This window comes from Streptomyces sp. NPDC048650 (genome assembly GCF_043199095.1).
Lineage (GTDB): Bacteria > Actinomycetota > Actinomycetes > Streptomycetales > Streptomycetaceae > Streptomyces.
Genome location: NZ_JBICVM010000004.1, coordinates 254,219 through 271,673, shown reverse-complemented (window position 1 = coordinate 271,673; position 17,455 = coordinate 254,219). Strand labels below are relative to the sequence as shown.

16 protein-coding genes and 1 pseudogene are annotated in these 17,455 nt (G+C 70.9%); 11 read left to right on the top strand and 6 right to left on the bottom strand.

Annotated elements, in window-relative coordinates; genetic code table 11:
• Positions 1-56: 56 nt before the first annotated feature.
• Together ACGFML_RS13625 and ACGFML_RS13620 are read left to right on the top strand one after the other, a co-directional pair.
• Positions 57-575, top strand: coding sequence for a lytic polysaccharide monooxygenase auxiliary activity family 9 protein (locus tag ACGFML_RS13625; protein ID WP_393543181.1), 519 nt, complete (start codon positions 57-59; stop codon positions 573-575).
• A gap of 192 nt (positions 576-767) precedes the next feature.
• Positions 768-1,715, top strand: a complete 948-nt coding sequence (locus tag ACGFML_RS13620; protein ID WP_393543179.1) for a hypothetical protein — start codon at positions 768-770, stop codon at positions 1,713-1,715.
• Positions 1,716-1,838: 123 nt separating this feature from the next.
• On the opposite strand, the gene ACGFML_RS13615 is transcribed toward ACGFML_RS13620, so the two are convergent.
• Positions 1,839-2,243 (bottom strand): DUF779 domain-containing protein, encoded by a 405-nt coding sequence (locus ACGFML_RS13615; protein WP_393543177.1) that lies wholly within the window; start codon positions 2,241-2,243, stop codon positions 1,839-1,841.
• 403 nt (positions 2,244-2,646) lie between these two features.
• Between ACGFML_RS13615 and ACGFML_RS13610 the strand changes: the two genes are divergently transcribed.
• Positions 2,647-3,204, top strand: a complete 558-nt coding sequence (locus ACGFML_RS13610; RefSeq protein ID WP_393543176.1) for a PadR family transcriptional regulator — start codon at positions 2,647-2,649, stop codon at positions 3,202-3,204.
• Positions 3,205-3,302: 98 nt separating this feature from the next.
• Complete coding sequence (locus ACGFML_RS13605) at positions 3,303-5,024, top strand: acyl-CoA dehydrogenase family protein (protein WP_393543174.1); 1,722 nt, start codon at positions 3,303-3,305, stop codon at positions 5,022-5,024.
• 123 nt (positions 5,025-5,147) lie between these two features.
• Here ACGFML_RS13605 and ACGFML_RS13600 read toward each other — a convergent pair whose 3' ends face one another.
• Positions 5,148-6,281, bottom strand: coding sequence for a chitinase (locus ACGFML_RS13600; RefSeq protein ID WP_393543172.1), 1,134 nt, complete (start codon positions 6,279-6,281; stop codon positions 5,148-5,150).
• Between the two features lie 425 nt (positions 6,282-6,706).
• Between ACGFML_RS13600 and ACGFML_RS13595 the strand changes: the two genes are divergently transcribed.
• Positions 6,707-7,369 carry a lysophospholipid acyltransferase family protein gene (locus ACGFML_RS13595; protein WP_393543763.1) on the top strand — a complete coding sequence of 221 codons (663 nt, stop codon included), beginning with the start codon at positions 6,707-6,709 and terminating at the stop codon, positions 7,367-7,369.
• Between the two features lie 66 nt (positions 7,370-7,435).
• Here ACGFML_RS13595 and glgX read toward each other — a convergent pair whose 3' ends face one another.
• Positions 7,436-9,577, bottom strand: a complete 2,142-nt coding sequence (gene glgX / locus ACGFML_RS13590) for a glycogen debranching protein GlgX (protein WP_393543170.1) — start codon at positions 9,575-9,577, stop codon at positions 7,436-7,438.
• Positions 9,578-9,816: 239 nt separating this feature from the next.
• On the bottom strand, positions 9,817-10,191 hold the full coding sequence (locus tag ACGFML_RS13585; protein ID WP_393543168.1) for a winged helix-turn-helix transcriptional regulator: 375 nt from the start codon (positions 10,189-10,191) through the stop codon (positions 9,817-9,819).
• A gap of 190 nt (positions 10,192-10,381) precedes the next feature.
• Here ACGFML_RS13585 and ACGFML_RS13580 point away from each other — a divergent pair, with 190 nt between their 5' ends.
• Positions 10,382-11,365, top strand: a complete 984-nt coding sequence (locus ACGFML_RS13580) for an NADP-dependent oxidoreductase (protein ID WP_393543166.1) — start codon at positions 10,382-10,384, stop codon at positions 11,363-11,365.
• Between the two features lie 219 nt (positions 11,366-11,584).
• On the opposite strand, the gene ACGFML_RS13575 is transcribed toward ACGFML_RS13580, so the two are convergent.
• The gene (locus ACGFML_RS13575) at positions 11,585-12,229 is read right to left on the bottom strand and encodes a hypothetical protein (RefSeq protein WP_393543164.1); all 645 of its coding nucleotides are present in this window, start codon (positions 12,227-12,229) and stop codon (positions 11,585-11,587) included.
• Positions 12,230-12,328: 99 nt separating this feature from the next.
• Between ACGFML_RS13575 and ACGFML_RS13570 the strand changes: the two genes are divergently transcribed.
• Both ACGFML_RS13570 and ACGFML_RS13565 read left to right on the top strand, forming a co-directional pair.
• A complete protein-coding gene (locus ACGFML_RS13570; protein ID WP_393543162.1) occupies positions 12,329-12,679 on the top strand; it encodes a hypothetical protein in 351 nt (116 codons plus the stop codon).
• A 194-nt stretch (positions 12,680-12,873) separates the two neighbouring features.
• The gene (locus ACGFML_RS13565) at positions 12,874-13,407 is read left to right on the top strand and encodes a DUF6328 family protein (protein WP_393543160.1); all 534 of its coding nucleotides are present in this window, start codon (positions 12,874-12,876) and stop codon (positions 13,405-13,407) included.
• Between the two features lie 155 nt (positions 13,408-13,562).
• On the opposite strand, the gene ACGFML_RS13560 is transcribed toward ACGFML_RS13565, so the two are convergent.
• The gene (locus tag ACGFML_RS13560; protein WP_393543158.1) at positions 13,563-14,141 is read right to left on the bottom strand and encodes a lytic polysaccharide monooxygenase auxiliary activity family 9 protein; all 579 of its coding nucleotides are present in this window, start codon (positions 14,139-14,141) and stop codon (positions 13,563-13,565) included.
• 545 nt (positions 14,142-14,686) lie between these two features.
• Here ACGFML_RS13560 and ACGFML_RS13555 point away from each other — a divergent pair.
• From ACGFML_RS13555 to ACGFML_RS13545, 3 genes and pseudogenes are all read left to right on the top strand, one after another.
• Positions 14,687-14,899 (top strand): annotated as a pseudogene (locus ACGFML_RS13555) (ABC transporter permease); the annotation flags it as partial.
• 380 nt (positions 14,900-15,279) lie between these two features.
• A complete protein-coding gene (locus tag ACGFML_RS13550) occupies positions 15,280-15,747 on the top strand; it encodes a hypothetical protein (protein ID WP_393543156.1) in 468 nt (155 codons plus the stop codon).
• 249 nt (positions 15,748-15,996) lie between these two features.
• A complete protein-coding gene (locus tag ACGFML_RS13545) occupies positions 15,997-17,325 on the top strand; it encodes an MFS transporter (RefSeq protein ID WP_393543154.1) in 1,329 nt (442 codons plus the stop codon).
• Positions 17,326-17,455 lie beyond the last annotated feature (130 nt).

The following is a 17,455-nucleotide window of genomic DNA, read 5'->3' as shown; positions in this document are numbered from 1 at the left end:
CCACCCTCGCGTCATCCACCCCCCGTTCAGCGAGCGCGAAAGGGTTGAGATTTGACATGGACAAGAAAAGAAGGCTGGCCCTTGCCGTCGGCGCCGGAATCGCTCCGCTCCTCGTCGTGACCATGCCGGCCAGCCCGGCCAGTGCACATGGATATGTGTCCTCACCGCCCAGCCGGCAGGCGCAGTGCGCCGCCGGGACCGTCGCCTGCGGCCCGATCAAATGGGAGCCGCAGAGTGTCGAAGGGCCCAAGGGGCTGAGCAGTTGCAGCGGCGGCAACAGCCAGTTCGCCGACCTCGACGACGACGCCAAGGGCTGGCAGGTCACTCCCGTCGGCCACTCCCAGGTCTTCAACTGGAAATTGACGGCACGTCATTCCACCAGTACCTGGCAGTACTTCGTCGGCGGTCAGAAGATCGCCGAGTTCAACGACGGCGGCGCGCAGCCGCCGGCCACCGTCTCGCACACGGTCAACTTCGGTGGCATCACCGGAAAGCAGAAGATCCTCGCGGTCTGGAACGTCGCCGACACCGCGAACGCCTTCTACGCCTGCATCGACGTGAACATCGGCGGCTAGCGGGACCCGCCGGGCCTCGCCCCCGCCCGCGGCGCGGGGCGAGGCCCGGCGGTCACGGTCCCGAGTGTGCGCGGGCGCGGGCGGTGCCCGCTACCGCTGTTGAGCAGGAGGACCGTGCCCGGTGCGGCAGGCGCACCCGTTACGATCGGCCCCATCACGGCCGTCGTTCGTGGCCGCTGCCGGGAGGAAGAGATGGGACTGTTCCGCAGAGGTCCGAAGAGGGATGCCCGCGACCTCGCACGCGATGGCGAGTTCACCTTCTTCTCCGAGCGCGAGGGCGGCTACTTCAGATCGCAGGTCCGGCAGGCGTTCGCCGAACGGGGCCTGGAAGTCACCGCCTACGCCGGGCTGGTCACCGACTCCGCCGGCCGCCAGTTCGGCCTCGGCAACCTCGCCGCCGTCTGCCACCGCGACCGGCGCGGCGAGCGCAGCTGGCCCGCGCTGATCCGGGACCACGTCGGCAAGGTCCTGCGCACCATGGACGGCCCGCAGCCGTTGGAGGTCCTCTCCGAGGACGAGATCAGGGCCTGTCTCTACCCTCGCCTCGTCGCGCAGGAGACGCTGCCCGCCTCGGACGCCTTCCGGTACGGCCGCGAGCACGCACCGGGGCTGCGCGAGGTGCTCGCCCTCGATCTGCCCGAGGCCGTCCAGACATTGAGCGAGGACTCGCTGACCGACCTCGGGGACGTCGCCGAGCTGCGGATCCGGGCGATGAACAATCTGCGTGCGCTGCCCGTCGAGGGGCACGAAACGGTCCGGCGCGGTGACGGCTCGGCGTTCGAGGTGCTGCTCGGCGACTCGTTCTTCACCGCGAGCCGGGTGCTGGTGCTGGACGAGCTCGTGCAACGGCTCATGGGCGCCGAGCTCACCCGGGACGGTGCGCTGGTCGCGCTGCCCTTCCGGCACCAGCTGGCCTTCCACCGCATCCACGACGCCCAGGTCATCCCGGCGCTCCAGGCCATGGCGCAGTTCGCGGCGGCCGGGCACGAGGACGCGGCGGGCGCGATCAGCCCCAACGTGTTCTGGTGGCGCCGCGGTGTGATGACCCCGCTGAGCGAACCGCACGGCGACGGGCTGCGGGTCGTGGTGGACGTGGACTTCCAGGACATGCTGGAGCGACTGGTGCAGGACGAGGCCTGAGCGGTCGGCGGGCCCGTACGGACTCCGTCAGGAATCCGCCCGGCCGGGGAACACCTCGCGCGCCGTCTCCGTTGTACGTAGTGAGGTCCCGTGCTCTCCCCCGTGCGCGGGGCCTCACTGGCTTCACTCCCCGAGCAGTGCCCGCTCCGCGTCGGTGAAGAGCCGCGAACGGATCAGGAAGCGGACCCCCTCGGGCGCCTCCAGTGAGAATCCGCCGCCCCGGCCGGGCACGACGTCCACGGTCAGATGCGTATGCCGCCAGCGCGCGTACTGGTCCGCCGACATCCAGAAGCCCACCGGTTCGGGCACCCCTGCCACCTCCAGCTCCGCCAGCAGCACATCCGACGACCCGGTGCGAAACTCTCCGGCCGGATAGCACATCGGGGCGCTACCGTCGCAGCAGCCGCCGGACTGGTGGAACATCAGCGGACCGTGCTGATCGCGCAGCAGGCGCAGCAGCTCGACCGCCGCCGAGGTGAGCCCGATCCGTGCCACGCGCGCCGCCACCGCCTCCCACTCCTCTGTCATCGCAGGAGCCCCGACTTCTTCGGCGAGCGGCGGACCGGCGGAATCTCGGTCTCGTGGTGGTCCATGGGCTTACCCCTTCCTGACCTGCGAGGACGGACGGCGTTGTCCGTGACGGCGCGCACCGGTCCGGTATCCGGTCCGGAACGGGGCCCGGACCGCGGTCACCGGGCCGGCGTCGCGGCGCTGCCCCAGTCAACCCGTCGCAAGGTTGCACGAGGGTTGCACGCCGGGGCGGATGCACGCCGGGGCGGACCGTGCCCGGCGTGGGAAAGCGAACGACCGACGGAGGACGCGAAGGCCGCCACGGTCCGTGAGCGCGTCGGCTCCGGCTGTCCGGGTGAGCCGTGTCTCACCTGGGCGGTGCCACTTGTCTATGCAACGAGTTGCATAGAAGGATCGGGGCATGGCGCTCGAACACGCGATCCTCGTCTCTCTGCTGGAGAAGCCGGGCTCCGGATACGAACTGTCCCGGCGCTTCGAGCGGTCCATCGGATACTTCTGGACCGCCACCCACCAGCAGATCTACCGCGTCCTGAAGCGGATGGAGACCGACGGCTGGATCGCCGTCCGCGAGGTGTCGCAGCAGGCCCGGCCGGACAAGAAGGAGTACTCCGTCGCCGCTCTCGGCCGGACCGCCCTCTCCCAGTGGCTGCACGAGCCGATCGCACCCGAGAGCGTCCGGCACGACCTCGCCGTGAAGATCCGCGGCGCGGCCTTCGACGATCCGGCCGCCCTGATCCGTGAGGTCGAGCGGCACCACCAGGTGCACACCGACCGGCTCGCGCACTATCTCGCGGGCGAGCGGCGCGACTTCACCGGGCCCGACGCCCCCCGCACACCCGACGCCGGGCAGCAGCTCCAGCACGTGGTGCTGCGCGGCGGCATCGCGTACGAGCGGATGACGCTCGACTGGCTCGACGACGTCCTCGCCACCCTCCGCCGCATCGGTTCCGAGCGCTGAAGCGGAGGGGCGGCCGGGCCGGCCGTCCCGCACACTGCCCGACCCCGAAGACGACCACGCGAAACAGCCCCACCGTCAAGCAGGAAAGGCCGCCACCCATGACCGACCCGCTGCTCTTCAACCCGCGCACCTACGACCCCGCGCACTTCGACCCCGAGACCCGCAGGCTGCTGCGCGCCACCGTCGACTGGTTCGAGGGCCGGGGCAAGCGCCAGCTGATCGAGGACTACCGCTCCCGCGCCTGGCTGGCGGACTTCCTCGCGTTCTCCGCCAAGGAAGGGCTGTTCGCGGCCTTCCTCACCCCGGCCTCCGCCGCCGACGGGCAGCCGGACAAGCGCTGGGACACCGCCCGGATCGCCGCTCTCAACGAGATATTCGGCTTCTACGGGCTCGACTACTGGTACGCCTGGCAGGTCACCATCCTCGGCCTGGGACCGGTCTGGCAGAGCGACAACGCCACTGCACGCGCCCGTGCCGCCGAACTCCTCGACCAGGGCGAGGTGTTCGCCTTCGGTCTGTCCGAGAAGGCGCACGGCGCCGACATCTACTCCACCGACATGCTGCTCGAGCCCGAGGCCGGCGGCGGCTTCCGCGCCAGCGGCTCGAAGTACTACATCGGCAACGGCAACGCCGCCGGGCTCGTCTCCGTCTTCGGCCGCCGCACCGATGTCGAGGGCCCGGACGGCTATGTCTTCTTCGCCGCCGACAGCCGCCACCCGGCGTACCAGGTGGTGAAGAACGTCGTCGACTCCTCCAAGTACGTCAGTGAGTTCCGACTCGACGACTACCCGGTCGGCCCGGACGACATCCTGCACACCGGCCGCGCCGCCTTCGATGCCGCCCTCAACACCGTCAACGTCGGCAAGTTCAACCTCTGCACCGGCGCGATAGGCATCTGCGAACACGCGATGTACGAGGCCGTCACGCACGCGCAGAACCGCATTCTCTACGGCCGTCCCGTCACCGCCTTCCCGCACGTGCGCCGCGAGCTGACCGACGCCTACGTCCGCCTCGTCGGGATGAAGCTGTTCAGCGACCGCGCCGTCGACTACTTCCGCTCCGCCGGCCCGGACGACCGTCGCTACCTTCTCTTCAACCCCATGACGAAGATGAAGGTGACCACCGAGGGCGAGAAGGTCATCGACCTGATGTGGGACGTCATCGCCGCCAAGGGCTTCGAGAAGGACACCTACTTCGCCCAGGCGGCCACCGAGATCCGGGGCCTGCCGAAGCTGGAGGGGACGGTGCACGTCAACCTCGCGCTGATCCTCAAGTTCATGGGCAACCACCTGCTCAACCCGGCCGACTACGCGCCCGTGCCGACCCGTCTCGACGCGGCCGACGACGCGTTCCTCTTCCGCCAGGGCCCGGCCCGCGGTCTGGGTGCCGTCCGTTTCCACGACTGGCGCGCCGCCTACGACTCCTACGCCCACGTGGCCAACGTGGCCCGTTTCCGGGAGCAGGCCGACGCCCTGTGCGAGTTCGTCACCACCGCCGCTCCCGGCGAGGAGCAGAGCCGCGACCTCGACCTGCTGCTCGCCGTCGGCCAGCTCTTCGCGCTGGTCGTGCACGGCCAGCTGATCCTGGAGCAGGCCCGTCTGACCGACCTGCCGGAGGAGGTGCTCGACGAGCTGTTCGCCGTCCTCGTCCGCGACTTCTCCGCGCACGCGGTCGAGCTGCACGGCAAGGATTCGGCCACTGAGGAGCAGCAGCGCTGGGCGCTGGGCGCGGTGCGGCGTCCGGTGGTCGACGACGCCCGGTCGGCGCGTGTCTGGGAGCGTGTGGAGGCCCTGGCCGGGGCGTACGAGATGGCTCCGTAACAGGCGGCACCACGCCCCGGGCCCGCCGGTCCGTGTCCACGGACCGGCGGGCCCGGACGCCGGACGGCGTACGCCGTCCGGCGCTCACATGGCGTCGCCCGTCGCCCGCCGCCCGGCCCGCGCTCAGCCCGTGAACGCTCTCGCGAACTCGTGCGTGTTCTTCCTGATGCTGGAACAGGTCGCCTGAGCCGTGGAGTTCGCGCCTCCGGGGCAGGGCCGGTCCCGGGTGACCGACCACATCGACAGCCGCCCGAGGCCCTTCTCGTCCGCGAACCTCTTGAGCTCGGCCGCGTCGTCGGGGCCGAAGACCTCGACCTTGACGTCGTTCACACCGATCATCGGCGTGACCCCGACGGTCTTCCATGCCCTGGCCTCGCTGCGGATGCCCAGCGCCGTCTTGACCTGCTTCTGGGTGGCGGTAGCGGCCGTGATGGCGTACTTCCCCATGTCGCCGTCGTAGTAGGTCCCGTAGTCCATGGCCATGATGTTCACGGTGGATGTCCGGACGCCGTTCTCCTCGGCGTTCTTCAGCACCGCGACGGCGTGCCGGTTCAGGCCCGAGGGGAGCACCGGGAGGGTGAAGGAGACGTCCAGGTCCTTGTGCTGCCGCTGGAGCCGGGCGATCGCCCGGGCGCGGAGGCCGTTGGCTCTGGTGTCCGTCAGAGCGGGCCCCTCGATGTCGAAGTCGACCTTGGTGAGGTGATAGGCGTCGATGACCTCGTTGTACGCGCGCACCAACCGGTCCACCGAGCCGCAGACCCGGGCCAGCTCGTTCCCGCTCTGTCCACCGAAGGAGATCCGCACATCGCCGCCCTGGGCGCGCAGCGCGTCCGCCTGCCGCGCCACCGGGTTGCCGCTGAGTGCCTGCCTGCCGCCCCACTTGGGTGTGCAGCCGCCGCCGGGGGAGACGAAGGCCAGGTTGTACTCCTTGACGCCGGTCTCCGCGGCGCCCTTGAGGAGGTCGTAGGAGGGCCTCAACGAGGTGTCCACGTACGGTGCGAAGGCGGCGGACTTCGGGGCGGGGGCACCCGTGGAGGGGCCCCGAGTGGCGGGCGGTTCGGTGGCGGGGGCCCGCGTGGCGGGGGTGTGGCTCTCCCGGTGCGAGGCGGTCGCCGGACCGGGAGTCCGGGGCCCGTTCCCGTCCCCGCTCGAACAGCCGGCGAGCAACGACGCCGCGACTGCCACCCCCGCCGCCGCGACGTTCGGCTTCGGCATGCGGCGCCGCGGGGAAGCGGGCACTTGTGCGTGGTTCGTCATCGTAGGGCTGCCTTCTTCGGTGGGGGACGGGCAGTTGTCTTCGGCCATGAGGCAGGAGCGGTACCGGCTCCGACAGCCGGCGTGCCGCGTGCCGCGGGTCGAGGCGAAAGGGCTCGGGCCGCACGGGGGAGGGCGAGGCCCCGGTGGGGAAACCATGCCAGAACGACGATCTCAAGGTGGCACCGGGGCGCTGTCCCGGCAGCCCGCTCGTCACCTCGGGCCCGTCAAGTCCGTTGCGATGGTGCGCAGTTGGACCAGCCGGCCGTCCGGCCGTCCGGCCGTCCGGCCGTCCGGCCGTCCGGCCGTCCGCCGAGAGGGACAGGGTGCCCGGGCCCCGCGGCCTGAGTACGGGTACTCAGGCACGTCGCGGGTCGGTCGGGAACGATGGAGGCCGCCACCCGGTGTCCGCCCAGGAGGATCCGCACATGCTCAGCCACCTCGCCCGAACGGTGGTGCCCACCCTCGGACGCCTCACGGTCACGGCCGCGCCCGGTGCCGGGCTGGCGCCGGGCAGCATCGTCGCCGCCAACCACACCTCGCTGCTGGACCCGGCGGTGGTGATGGCAGCCCTCCACCGCCACGGCGTCCGCCCGGTCATTCTGGCCACCGCCGGCCTGTGGCGTATTCCCCTCCTGGGCCGCGCACTGGCCCGCGAAGGGCACGTCCCCGTCCACCGGGGCGACGTCCGGGCGGCCCGCTCACTGGACGGGGCCGAAGCCGCCCTCGCCAGTGGCCGCCTCGTCCTCATCTACGGAGAGGGTGCCCTGCCGCGGCGTACGGATTCCGGTGAAGCCCCACCCGGGCCCTTCCGTCACGGGCTCGCCGCGCTGGCGCAGAGGACCGGAGCACCCGTCGTCCCGCTGGGACAGGCCGGCGCCCGCCGGCTCTCTTCCGGCAGCCGGGCCAAGCAGATCGCCGGATTCCTCACCGCTCCGGTGCGCCGCCCGGACCTGCATGTCCACATCGGGGCACCGGTGCAGCTGAGCGGCGACCGGTCCGCGGCCACGGCCCGGGCCCGGGCCGCCGTCACCGATGCCTGGCGGACCGCCGCCGAACGGCTCGGTGAACCGGCGGTGCTCGTGGCCTGAGCCGCGCCGCCGGGCCGGGTCGCGGCCGGTCCCTGCCCGGCCCGGCGGCCGCCGGGCCGGACGGATTCACTCCTGCCCGGCCTGACGCAGTACGAGGAGCGCTCTGGCCTCGACCTCCACCGTCGCGTCGGCCTTGATCAGCGACCGGTACTCGACATACGGGATGGCGGTGTCGACGACCACGCTCCACCAGGCGCCCACGCTGCCGGGCACGGTGAAGTCCAGCGGCTCGTAGTGGGCGTTGAACAGCAGCAGGAACGAGTCGTCGGGAATGCGCCGGCCGCGCGGATCCGGTTCGGAGATGGCCTGTCCGTTGAGGAAGACCGTCAGCGACTTGGCGAACCCCGCCTCCCAGTCCTCGTCGGTCATCTCGCGGCCCGCGGGTGTGAACCAGGCGATGTCCGAGAGCCCGTCCCGGCTGCCGCGCACGGTGACACCCTGGAAGAACCGCCGTCGGCGGAACACCGGATGGTCCCGGCGCAGGGCGATCAGTTCCCGGGTGAAGTCCAGCATTTCGCTGCCCTCGGCCACCGCCGGCCAGTCCACCCAGGAAACGTCGTCGTCCTGGCAGTAGGCGTTGTTGTTGCCCCGCTGGGTGCGGCCCAGTTCGTCCCCGTGGGAAAGCATCGGGACTCCTTGGGAGAGCAGCAGCGTGGCCAGGAAGTTGCGCTGCTGCCGGGCGCGGAGCGCCAGCACGTCCCGGTCGTCCGTGGGCCCTTCCACTCCGCAGTTCCACGACCGGTTGTGGCTCTCCCCGTCCCGGCCGTCCTCGCCGTTGGCCGCGTTGTGCTTCTCGTTGTACGAGACCAGGTCGCGCAGGGTGAAACCGTCGTGCGCGGTGACGAAGTTGACGGAGGCGTGCGGGCGGCGCCCGTCGCTCTGATAGAGATCCGACGAACCGGTCAGTCGGGAGGCGAATTCGCCCAGTGTGCCGCCCTCGCCGCGCCAGAAATCGCGTACGCAGTCGCGGTACTCGCCGTTCCACTCCGTCCACAGGGGCGGGAAGTTCCCCACCTGGTAGCCGCCGTCGCCGACGTCCCAGGGTTCGGCGATCAGTTTGACCTGCGAGATGACCGGGTCCTGCTGGACCAGGTCGAAGAAGGACGACAGCCGGTCGACGCCGTGGAACTGGCGGGCCAGGGTGGCGGCGAGGTCGAAGCGGAAGCCGTCGACGTGCATCTCCGTCACCCAGTAGCGCAACGAGTCCATGATCAGTTGCAGGGTGTACGGATGGTTCATGCGCAGGCTGTTGCCGGTTCCGGTGGTGTCCCAGTAGTAGCGGGGATCGTCGTCGGACAACCGGTAGTAGGCGGCATTGTCCAGTCCCCGGAACGCCAGTGTGGGGCCGAGATGGTTTCCTTCGGCGGTGTGGTTGTAGACGACGTCGAGAATGACCTCGATGCCCGCTTGGTGGAGGCTTTTGACGAGGTAGCGGAATTCCTGCACCTGTTCACCGCGCTGGCCCGAGGAGCAGTAGCCGTTGTGCGGGGCGAAGAAGCCGATCGTGTTGTAGCCCCAGTAGTTGGACAGCCCCCGGGCCGTGAGGGCGTGATCCTGGACGAACTGGTGGACGGGCATCAGTTCGACGGCGGTGACGCCCAATGCGGTGAAGTAGTCCAGCATCACCGGATGTGCCAGCGCCGCGTAGGTGCCGCGGATGTCCTCCGGAATGGCCGGGTGGGTCCGGGTCAGGCCCCTGACATGGGCTTCGTAGATCACCGTCTCGTGGTAGGGCACCTGCAACCGGTGGTCGTTTCCCCAGTCGAAGTAGGGATTGGTCACCACCGACTTCATGGTGTACGGCGCCGAGTCCGTGGTGTTCCGCCGGTCCGGCGCGTCGAAGCGGTAGGGGAACAGCGCCTCGTCCCAGGTGACCTGGCCCTCGATCGCCTTGGCGTACGGGTCCAGCAGCAGCTTGTGCGGGGTGCAACGGTGGCCCAGGGCGGGCTGAGAGGGGCCGTGCACCCGGAATCCGTACCGCTGTCCGGGGCCGGCCTCGGGGAGGTAGAGGTGGTGGACGAACGCGTCGACCTCCTTGAGCTCGATGCGTTCCTCGGCGTCCCGTTCGTCGAAAAGGCACAGCTCCACCTTCTCGGCGACCTCGGAGAACACCGCGAAGTTCGTGCCGCTTCCGTCGTAGGTCGCCCCCAGCGGGGAGGCTCTTCCGGGCCAGCGGTCCGAGTCTTTGGTGTCCTGCCATATCTGCATGTGTGCAAGCCTCCCGACCGGACGGCACAGCATCGGATCACGCAGTGTTCCCCTTCACCCATGCCCCTGCGGCGCCGGTCGATACCCGGCGGCCGTGGTCGGTTGGGTGAGGTTGCATCCGGGGCGTCGCCGGAATGCTCGCGCCGCGCGAGGCGGAATCGGGCGGGGCGGGCGCGCGGGCGGGGCATGGGGTGCGGGTGGGTCGGGAGGGGCCGGCGTGCGCCGGTGCGGGGGAGCGGTCAGCCCTCCGCGGCCGGGGTGCGGATCTCGTCGAGGTGGGCCTCGACCCAGTGCCGCACGGCCGCCAGCGGCTGGGCCACGCTGCGACCGAGGTCGGTCAGGGCGTACTCGACGTGGAGCGGAACGGCGGGGATGACGGTCCGGTCGACGAAGCCGCCGGCCTCCAGTCGCCGCAGTGTCTGGGTCAGCACCTTCGGGCTGACACCCTGGAGCCGCCGCTGCAGTGCGCCGAACCGCTGCGGTCCCTCGTCCATGGCGCCGATCGCCAGGGCTGTCCATTTGTTGGCCAGCAGGTCGAACACCTCACGCCCCGGGCACAGGGCCGCGTAGATGTCGTGCTGCTCGTGCTTGCCCGTCCTGCAGGTCGTCGTCATCCTGTATGCCTCCCGTGACCTCGATACTTCCCTATAGATAGTAGACGCCCTTGCTGGTTACTACTCTCCGCGAGGTAGTTTCCGGGGCGCCGGCAGAAAGACGACGGCCAGCACTGCCGCGGCAGGGGTGCACACCAGCACGGGTGCACACCCGCAGTACCCGACCGGCCGACTTCCCAGGAGATCCCTCATGACCAGCCCGAACCCCGCTCCCGCCACCATGCGCGCCATTGTTCAGGACACCCTCGGCGGGCCCGAGGTGCTGCGCACGGCACAGGTCGCGCGGCCGGTGCCGCTGCCGACCGAGGTTCTGGTGCGCGTGCACGCCGCAGGCGTCAACCCGGTCGACTGGAAGACCAGGGAGGGTGGCGGGATGGCCGGCGTCCTGGGGGACCCGCCGTTCACCCTGGGCTGGGACGTCTCCGGAGTGGTGGCGGAGGTCGGCTTCGGCGTCCACACCCTCGAGGTGGGGGACGAGGTCTTCGGCATGCCCTGGTTTCCCCGGGCCGCGTCGGCCTATGCCGAGTACGTGACCGCGCCGGCCCGGCAGTTCGTCCGAAAGCCCGCCGCGCTGAGCCACGAGGAGGCGGCGGCGGTGCCGCTGGCCGCGCTCACCGCCTGGCAGATCCTGGTCGACACCGCCGATGTGCAGCGGGGGCAGCGAGTGCTGGTGCACGCCGCGGCCGGCGGGGTGGGGCACTTCGCGGTACAGATCGCCCGGCACCTGGGCGCCCATGTGATCGGTACGGCCCGTGCGGGCAAGCACCAGTGGCTCCGCGCGCTGGGCGCCGACGAGCTGATCGACTACACCGCCGTCCGCTTCGAGGAGGCGGTGAAGGACGTCGACGTGGTGGTCGATCTCGTCGGCGACGAAGGGGACGCGACGAGCACCCGGTCCCTCGACGTGCTCGCCCCGGGCGGCCTGCTGGTCGCCGTGCCGTCCGGAGTGGCGCCGGAGCTCGCCGCGCGGGCCACGGCCCGGGGCCTGCGGACCAGCCCGTTCCTGGTCGAGCCCGACGGCGCGGCGCTGTCCCGCATCGCCGGGCTGCTCGCGGACCGCACTCTCACCGTCGAGGTCGCCGACGTCCTTCCGCTGGAGGATGTCGCCGAGGCCCACCGCCTCGGGGAGGCGCAGCGCACCCGCGGCAAGATCGTCCTCAACGTCGCGGGCTGAGGCCGAGCGGACCCCGCCGGCATCCGGGCAGGGGCGGCCGCGGAGCCGTCCCCGGGCCGGCGTGGGTCCGTCTCCCTTGGTGGGCGGGGTGGCCGTCCCCACGAGGGCGTCGAGCACCCAGGGGAGCCGGCGGGCGGGAGGAAGCGAGCGCAGCCGTCACTCGGGCCGCACCGGCGCCACGCCCGAACCGCCACGCCCGAACCGGGAGCCACGACGTCGTCAGCGCCCCGGGCGGCGGCTGAGGTCGGGGCGGCCGATGTGACCGGGCTCGCGCTGCGCCTCGCCCAACCACAGCTGCGGCGGGGCGTACTGGCGGACGGCCGCAGTCACCCTGGCCTGGCTGCCCGGCGGTACCGGCAGCCGGTACCGCAGCCGCGGCAGGCCGGGCGCGATCGGGTCCTCGTCGCGGACCAGGGCCCAGAGCACCGGATCGCGGTCGTCGATCGGGCCGCTGGGGCACATTTCGATGGAGAGCTGCTTCCCACGCCGTCCCAACCGGCTCCACTGCACGCCGACTCCGGCCAGCACGTCCCAGGGAACGATCTGCCGCGCCGTGCCGTTGTCCAGCCACACGCCGGCGCGGTCCACGAGAATCGCCGCGCGCCTGGCTCGCCACACCGGGATTCCGAAGAGCACCCCGAGCGCGCCGAACACCAGCATCATCAGCAACGCGAACAGGCCCTTCACCGAGAACTCCTGCTTCGCCGTGCCGGTGGCCAGCATGACCAGTCCGACCACTCCGATCAGGCCCAGCGCGATCAGCGCCAAGCAGATGGGCAGGCCGGTCATTGCGCCGCGGCGGCCGGTGCGTACTACGGTCGCGTCCGGGGCCGGGGAACGAGGGTGCATGTGTGGCATGGGCATGATGAAGCAGTCTACGCATGCGGTGGTGGCCGCCCGGCCCCCGCAACTCCCGATCCCCCGCAACTCCCGGTCCCTCGCACACCCGTAAGCTTCCCGCCCATGACGGAATACGAAGACAACGCCACCCGCACCGAGCAACTGCGTGCCGGCTTTCAGCAGCAAGGCTCGCCGGGCCTCGCCGAGGAAGCCTCCCGCGAGGCACGCCAGACGCGCCGGGTGTACTTCGTGGCCGCCACGGTGGTCACCCTCCTCGGCGTGGGCCTGCTCATCTACCGGTTCGTGCACGGCGACCCCGTGGGCACCTGGATCGCCTTCTACGCTGCGAGCATCGCCGTGTCCGCACTGGGAGTCGTCCTCGCCCGAAGCGGCCGTCCTCGCCTGGCGTTCGCGGCCACGCTCATCGGGGCCGCTTCGCTGGGAATCGGTGACACCCTGATCCAGATGCCGTGACGCCGCCCGGCCCGGTGCCACCGAGGACGGCGCTCCGCTCGGTCCGGGCGCGTGGCCGGTGACCCGCCGGGCTTCGCCGCCGTCCGAAAAACCGGGGGCTCCGTCGTGTGCGGGGGCCGACGGCCCTCAGTGCTCCGCAGAATGTGAACCGGGCAGATCGGTGTGGCCGGTTTGATCGGTGTGGAGGAGCACGCATGGTGGACGACGAGGACGGCCGGGCACGGGACCACGCTGCCGCGGCGACGGACCGGGCTCACGGTTTCGCGCGGCACGAGACCCCGGAGGGGCGGGCGGACCGCCAGTGGGGCGAGATGCTCCAAGAGGTGCGCGTGGCACAGACCGGAGCGCAGATCCTGTTCGGATTCCTGCTCAGCGTCGCGTTCACGCCGCGTTTCGCGCAACTGGGCACGTTCGACAGAAGTCTCTACGTGGTCACGGTGGTGCTCGGAGCGCTGGCTACCGGGGCGCTCGTCGCGCCGGTCTCCTTTCACCGCATGCTGGCCGGACACCGGCGGAAGCCCCAACTCGTCAACGCGGCCGCGCGACTGATCGCCACCGGCCTGGCCCTCCTCGCCGCCGCGATCATCTGCGCAGTGCTCCTTCTCCTCAGGGTCGCACTGGGATCCGGCTACGCCTGGGCCATCGCCTCCTTCGTGCTCCTGTGGTTCGTGAGTTGCTGGCTGGTCCTGCCGGTGGCCCTGAAGCGGCACCTCGAACGCGCGAGCTGAGGCCGGGAGGGGCGAGGCGGAGTGCGGTGGGCGAGGGCTGCCGTCGTGCGTGACCGCCGCACCTCCTGGAGCGACCCGCATTCCCGTCGGCGAACGGCACCGCCCCACGCCCGCTCACAACCAGCGGACGCGGGGCGGCCATTGCGCGGACCGTCTCAGCCGAAGTCCAGGTCGATGACCTGGTAGAACGCGTTACCGGTGTCGGCGACCTCCCAGACGGACAACAGGACGTGATAGCCCTGCCGCTCCGGGAGGGGCAGGGTGTGGGTGGTGTGGCCGGACGGCTCGAGGTCGTCGCACGACCAGTACGGCCGGCAGGAGTTCTGCACCGTGGTGAAGGGTTTCGCCTCGAACTGGGTCCGGGTCAGTGGCGCGGTGGGGTCCCAGTCGGGCTTGGTGAGGAAGTAGTTCCACCGCCGGGTCTTGTGCGGAATGTGGTGATGCCACGTCATTTCCATTTCCTGGCCCGCGGAAACGGTGTGCTTCTTCCAGTCCTCGCGCGCCTCGTCGAGCATGGCGGCGAAGCTCTGGCCCGCGCTGGCGATCTTCCCGTCCGCCGGCGGTGTGTTGCTGGGGATGTCGTCGGACGCGAAGGGATCCTGCAGACCCGCTGCGCTCTGGGGGAAGAACTTGCCCGCCTCCAGCCCTTCCGCCTGCCAGTCCTGCAGATAGATCTGGGCCCTGGACGGTGGGTTCGTCACGGACCCGTGCCTCGGGCCGATGTCCTTGCTCACAGCAAGCCTCCTCATAGATCACCAGACAGCTGAACCAGGACGTACCGCGGTGCTGCCCGGGCACTGGGCGTTCGTCAACCCCTGCCGGCAGACACACGCAAGGGCCTGTGAAGACGCCGTGCCGCAGGGACGCGAAGCTACGGTCAAGACGGTGAGGCATATGCCCGGTCTGCTTCGCGATCGCATATATGCCCACGCTCGGCGGACCTCAGCACGACGATGCCGGTAATGCCCCGAGTGGTTGAATCCCCGCCCGGCTCGGCCCTGGCGCCAGGGGACGGCCGTCGCCGGAAGGTGCCGGCGCAGTGACGGTGGTGCACAACGGGGCCGCCGGGCGCGGCCCTGTCGGAGGGCGGCCCTGTCGGAGGGTGCGGAGGACGCGGCGCCCGAGTCCGGGGCCGTCTGGGTAGGGTCCCGGTGAGCCGCGTGGCGCCGCGCGGTACGGGGCGGGGATGCCCCGGCCCGGAGAGCGGCAGCCGACCGGTAACCGACCAGGACGGCGGCATTCCATGGCAGATCACGACCTGACCGGGTTCGATCGCAGTAACGCGGTCGTCATCGGCGGCACCTTGCTGACCGGCGGCTTCGGGTTCGTCAGCGGCTCGCTCGTCGGCGTCCTGCTCCTGAAGGTCATCCAGAACGTCATCAACCAGATCGGCTCCCTCGACTCCGCCTACCAACAGGTGGTCAGCGGCGGCTTCCTGGTCCTCGTGGTGGTGACCCAGACCTGGCTGGGGCGACGATCACGGCACACATAGGCGGCGCGGCGGACGAGCCCCGGCGGTCCGTCGCCCGGCTCCCCGTGTCCGCGGCGGGCCTCCGAACGTCCCGGGCCTCCGAACGTCCCGGACACCCGGGGCAGGCCGGGCCCACGCGGGCAGCAACCCTCGGGTGCGGGTGGCGGGGCGCCTCGAATTTCTGGCGCAGACACGTCAAAAATCATGAGGCGTCTGCCTTGCTGTCTTCGGGGGCGCGTGCCTCAATGGGCAGCACTTCGGGTCGCTGACTGCCCATCAGTTATGACGGGCGGTCGGTCGGGGGCCAACCGCGGTCCCCGCGTGGTCGCCCGTTCCCCACCGCGCCTGCCACGACGGCCGGTGCCACGGACCCGCACCCCCCTCACGAAGGCGGACCCCCCATGAGACACGGTAAAACCGGCATCGGCACGGTACTCGGCGTCGGCCTGGCGGTCGCGGGCACGCTCGCGATGGCGCCCTCCGCGGTGGCGGTGACGCCGGACACCGCCACGATCTCGTTCGACTGCGGCTCGTACGGGTCGGGCACGGCGACGCTCACCGCGACCCAGGACGGAACGGCGGCGACCATCAGCGTGGCCACCTCGGCCATCACCTCGCCCATCGATCTCGGGGCGAACTCCGTGAAATCCACCCTCACCCTGACCAAGAACGGCTCCGGGACAACCGAGTTCAGCGGCAACGCGAACCCCGCGATCCCGGCCGGAAGCGCGGTCACCACCGGTCCGCTCAGCGGCACGGTCGCCGCCGGCGACAGCCTCGAGGCCGCGTCCCTCAAGGTGGTGGTGCTGGGCATCACGGCCACCTGCAAGGCCACCTCCGCACAGTCGCCGGGACCGTTCGTCTTCTGACGTACCGGCGGGACGGCGTTGCCGGGACGGGCGCGGGCGCACGGCCGCGCGGCCCGACGGTCGCCGGGGAAGAGCCGGGGTGGCGCCGGAAGCGGAGCGGCGTCACCCCGGGCGCTGAGCGGTGCGGCACCGGGGCCGGGGCAGCGAATCCGGCCTGCACATCGGGTGGTCGACGTGCTCGGTCTCAGACAACGAGACAGGCCATCTCCGCTCTTGACCGGCCGCCACATCAAGCAGGAAAGTGCGCTGGTGAAGAGTGATGCGACAGCAGCAGGGCCAGTGGCGGAAGCGGTGGCCAAGGACGGGGCGGCCGGCGGCGAGAGCATGGGCCGCGTCGCGGTGGCGTCGTTCATCGGGACGGCCATCGAGTTCTACGACTTCTACATCTACGGCACGGCCGCCGCCCTCGTCCTCAACCAGGCGTTCTTCCCGACGCTCGACCCGGTCAACGCCACCCTCGCGTCCTTCTCCACATACGCGGTGGCGTTCGCCGCGCGGCCGCTCGGCTCGGTGATCTTCGGACATTTCGGCGACCGGCTGGGCCGTAAGTCCGTCCTGGTGGCCTCGCTCCTGCTGATGGGCCTGTCCACCGCCTGCGTCGGACTGCTCCCGGGCTATGACACCTGGGGGATCTGGGCACCGCTGCTGCTCATTCTGCTGCGCTTCCTCCAGGGCATCGGACTGGGCGGCGAATGGGGCGGGGCCGCACTGCTCGCGGTCGAGCACGCGCCGCGCGCACGCCGCGGGCTCTATGCGGCCTTCCCGCAACTCGGCCCGTCCGTGGGCTTCTTCGCCGCGACCGGGGTGTTCTGGCTCCTGTCGACCGGCCTCGACGACGCCGCGTTCCGTTCGTGGGGCTGGCGCATTCCGTTCCTGTTGTCGTTCCTGCTGGTCGGCGTCGGACTGTTCGTCCGCCTGAAGATCAGCGAGACGCCGGTGTTCGCCAAGGTGATGGACGCCCAGGAAGCCAGCAAGGTCCCCACCCTCGACGTGCTGCGCAGGCACCCGCGCGAACTGCTCCTGGGCGCGGGCGGCATGGTCGTCGCGTACGGCCTCTTCTACACCGCGACGACCTACTGCCTCGCCTACGCCACCGGCACCCTCGGCGTCTCCCGTAACACCATGCTGGGGCTGTCCCTCGTCGCCTGCCTCTTCCTGGCGGCCGGCACCTGGCTCGCGGCCACCCGTTCCGACGGCGCCGGCCGCCGCACACTGGTCCTCGTCGGCAGCGTCCTCGCCGTCGTCTGGGGGCTGGTGCTCTTCCCCCTGCTGGACACCGGACAGCCGGTGCTGATCGCCCTCGGTATCGGTGGCGCACTGTTCTGCATGGGCGTGGTGTACGGCCCGATGGGGGCCTACCTCCCGGAGCTGTTCAGCGCGACGGTGCGGTACTCGGGCGCCTCGCTCGCCTACAACCTGGGCGGTGTCCTGGGCGGCGCGGTGTCCCCGCTGGTCGCCACCCGGCTGCAGTCGGCGTTCGGCTCGGCGTCGGTCGGCTGGTACGTCAGCGCGATGGCGGTCATCTCGACGGCGTGCGTACTGGCACTGCCGGAAACCCGCGAACGCGACCTGATCTGAGCGGACGTTCCGCGGACCGGCCCGCTGGTTTGCGAGGGCGATCCGCGGACCGCCCCACGATCGACTGCCGACTGCCGACTGCCGACTGCCGACTGCCCACTGCCGGCCGGCCCGGGCGAGACGTGCCGCA

What these genes read in the sequence shown, in the direction of transcription:
- ACGFML_RS13615 (WP_393543177.1), bottom strand. Translation starts at nt 2,243, where the DNA reads ATGACAGAGGAGTGGGAGGCGGTGGCGGCGCGCGTGGCACGGATCGGG.
- ACGFML_RS13570 (WP_393543162.1), top strand. Translation starts at nt 12,329, where the DNA reads ATGACGGAATACGAAGACAACGCCACCCGCACCGAGCAACTGCGTGCC.
- ACGFML_RS13580 (WP_393543166.1), top strand. Translation starts at nt 10,382, where the DNA reads ATGACCAGCCCGAACCCCGCTCCCGCCACCATGCGCGCCATTGTTCAG.
- glgX (WP_393543170.1), bottom strand. Translation starts at nt 9,577, where the DNA reads ATGCAGATATGGCAGGACACCAAAGACTCGGACCGCTGGCCCGGAAGA.
- ACGFML_RS13620 (WP_393543179.1), top strand. Translation starts at nt 768, where the DNA reads ATGGGACTGTTCCGCAGAGGTCCGAAGAGGGATGCCCGCGACCTCGCA.
- ACGFML_RS13600 (WP_393543172.1), bottom strand. Translation starts at nt 6,281, where the DNA reads ATGACGAACCACGCACAAGTGCCCGCTTCCCCGCGGCGCCGCATGCCG.
- ACGFML_RS13550 (WP_393543156.1), top strand. Translation starts at nt 15,280, where the DNA reads ATGAGACACGGTAAAACCGGCATCGGCACGGTACTCGGCGTCGGCCTG.
- ACGFML_RS13610 (WP_393543176.1), top strand. Translation starts at nt 2,647, where the DNA reads ATGGCGCTCGAACACGCGATCCTCGTCTCTCTGCTGGAGAAGCCGGGC.
- ACGFML_RS13585 (WP_393543168.1), bottom strand. Translation starts at nt 10,191, where the DNA reads ATGACGACGACCTGCAGGACGGGCAAGCACGAGCAGCACGACATCTAC.
- ACGFML_RS13605 (WP_393543174.1), top strand. Translation starts at nt 3,303, where the DNA reads ATGACCGACCCGCTGCTCTTCAACCCGCGCACCTACGACCCCGCGCAC.
- ACGFML_RS13565 (WP_393543160.1), top strand. Translation starts at nt 12,874, where the DNA reads ATGGTGGACGACGAGGACGGCCGGGCACGGGACCACGCTGCCGCGGCG.
- ACGFML_RS13595 (WP_393543763.1), top strand. Translation starts at nt 6,707, where the DNA reads ATGCTCAGCCACCTCGCCCGAACGGTGGTGCCCACCCTCGGACGCCTC.
- ACGFML_RS13575 (WP_393543164.1), bottom strand. Translation starts at nt 12,229, where the DNA reads ATGCCCATGCCACACATGCACCCTCGTTCCCCGGCCCCGGACGCGACC.
- ACGFML_RS13625 (WP_393543181.1), top strand. Translation starts at nt 57, where the DNA reads ATGGACAAGAAAAGAAGGCTGGCCCTTGCCGTCGGCGCCGGAATCGCT.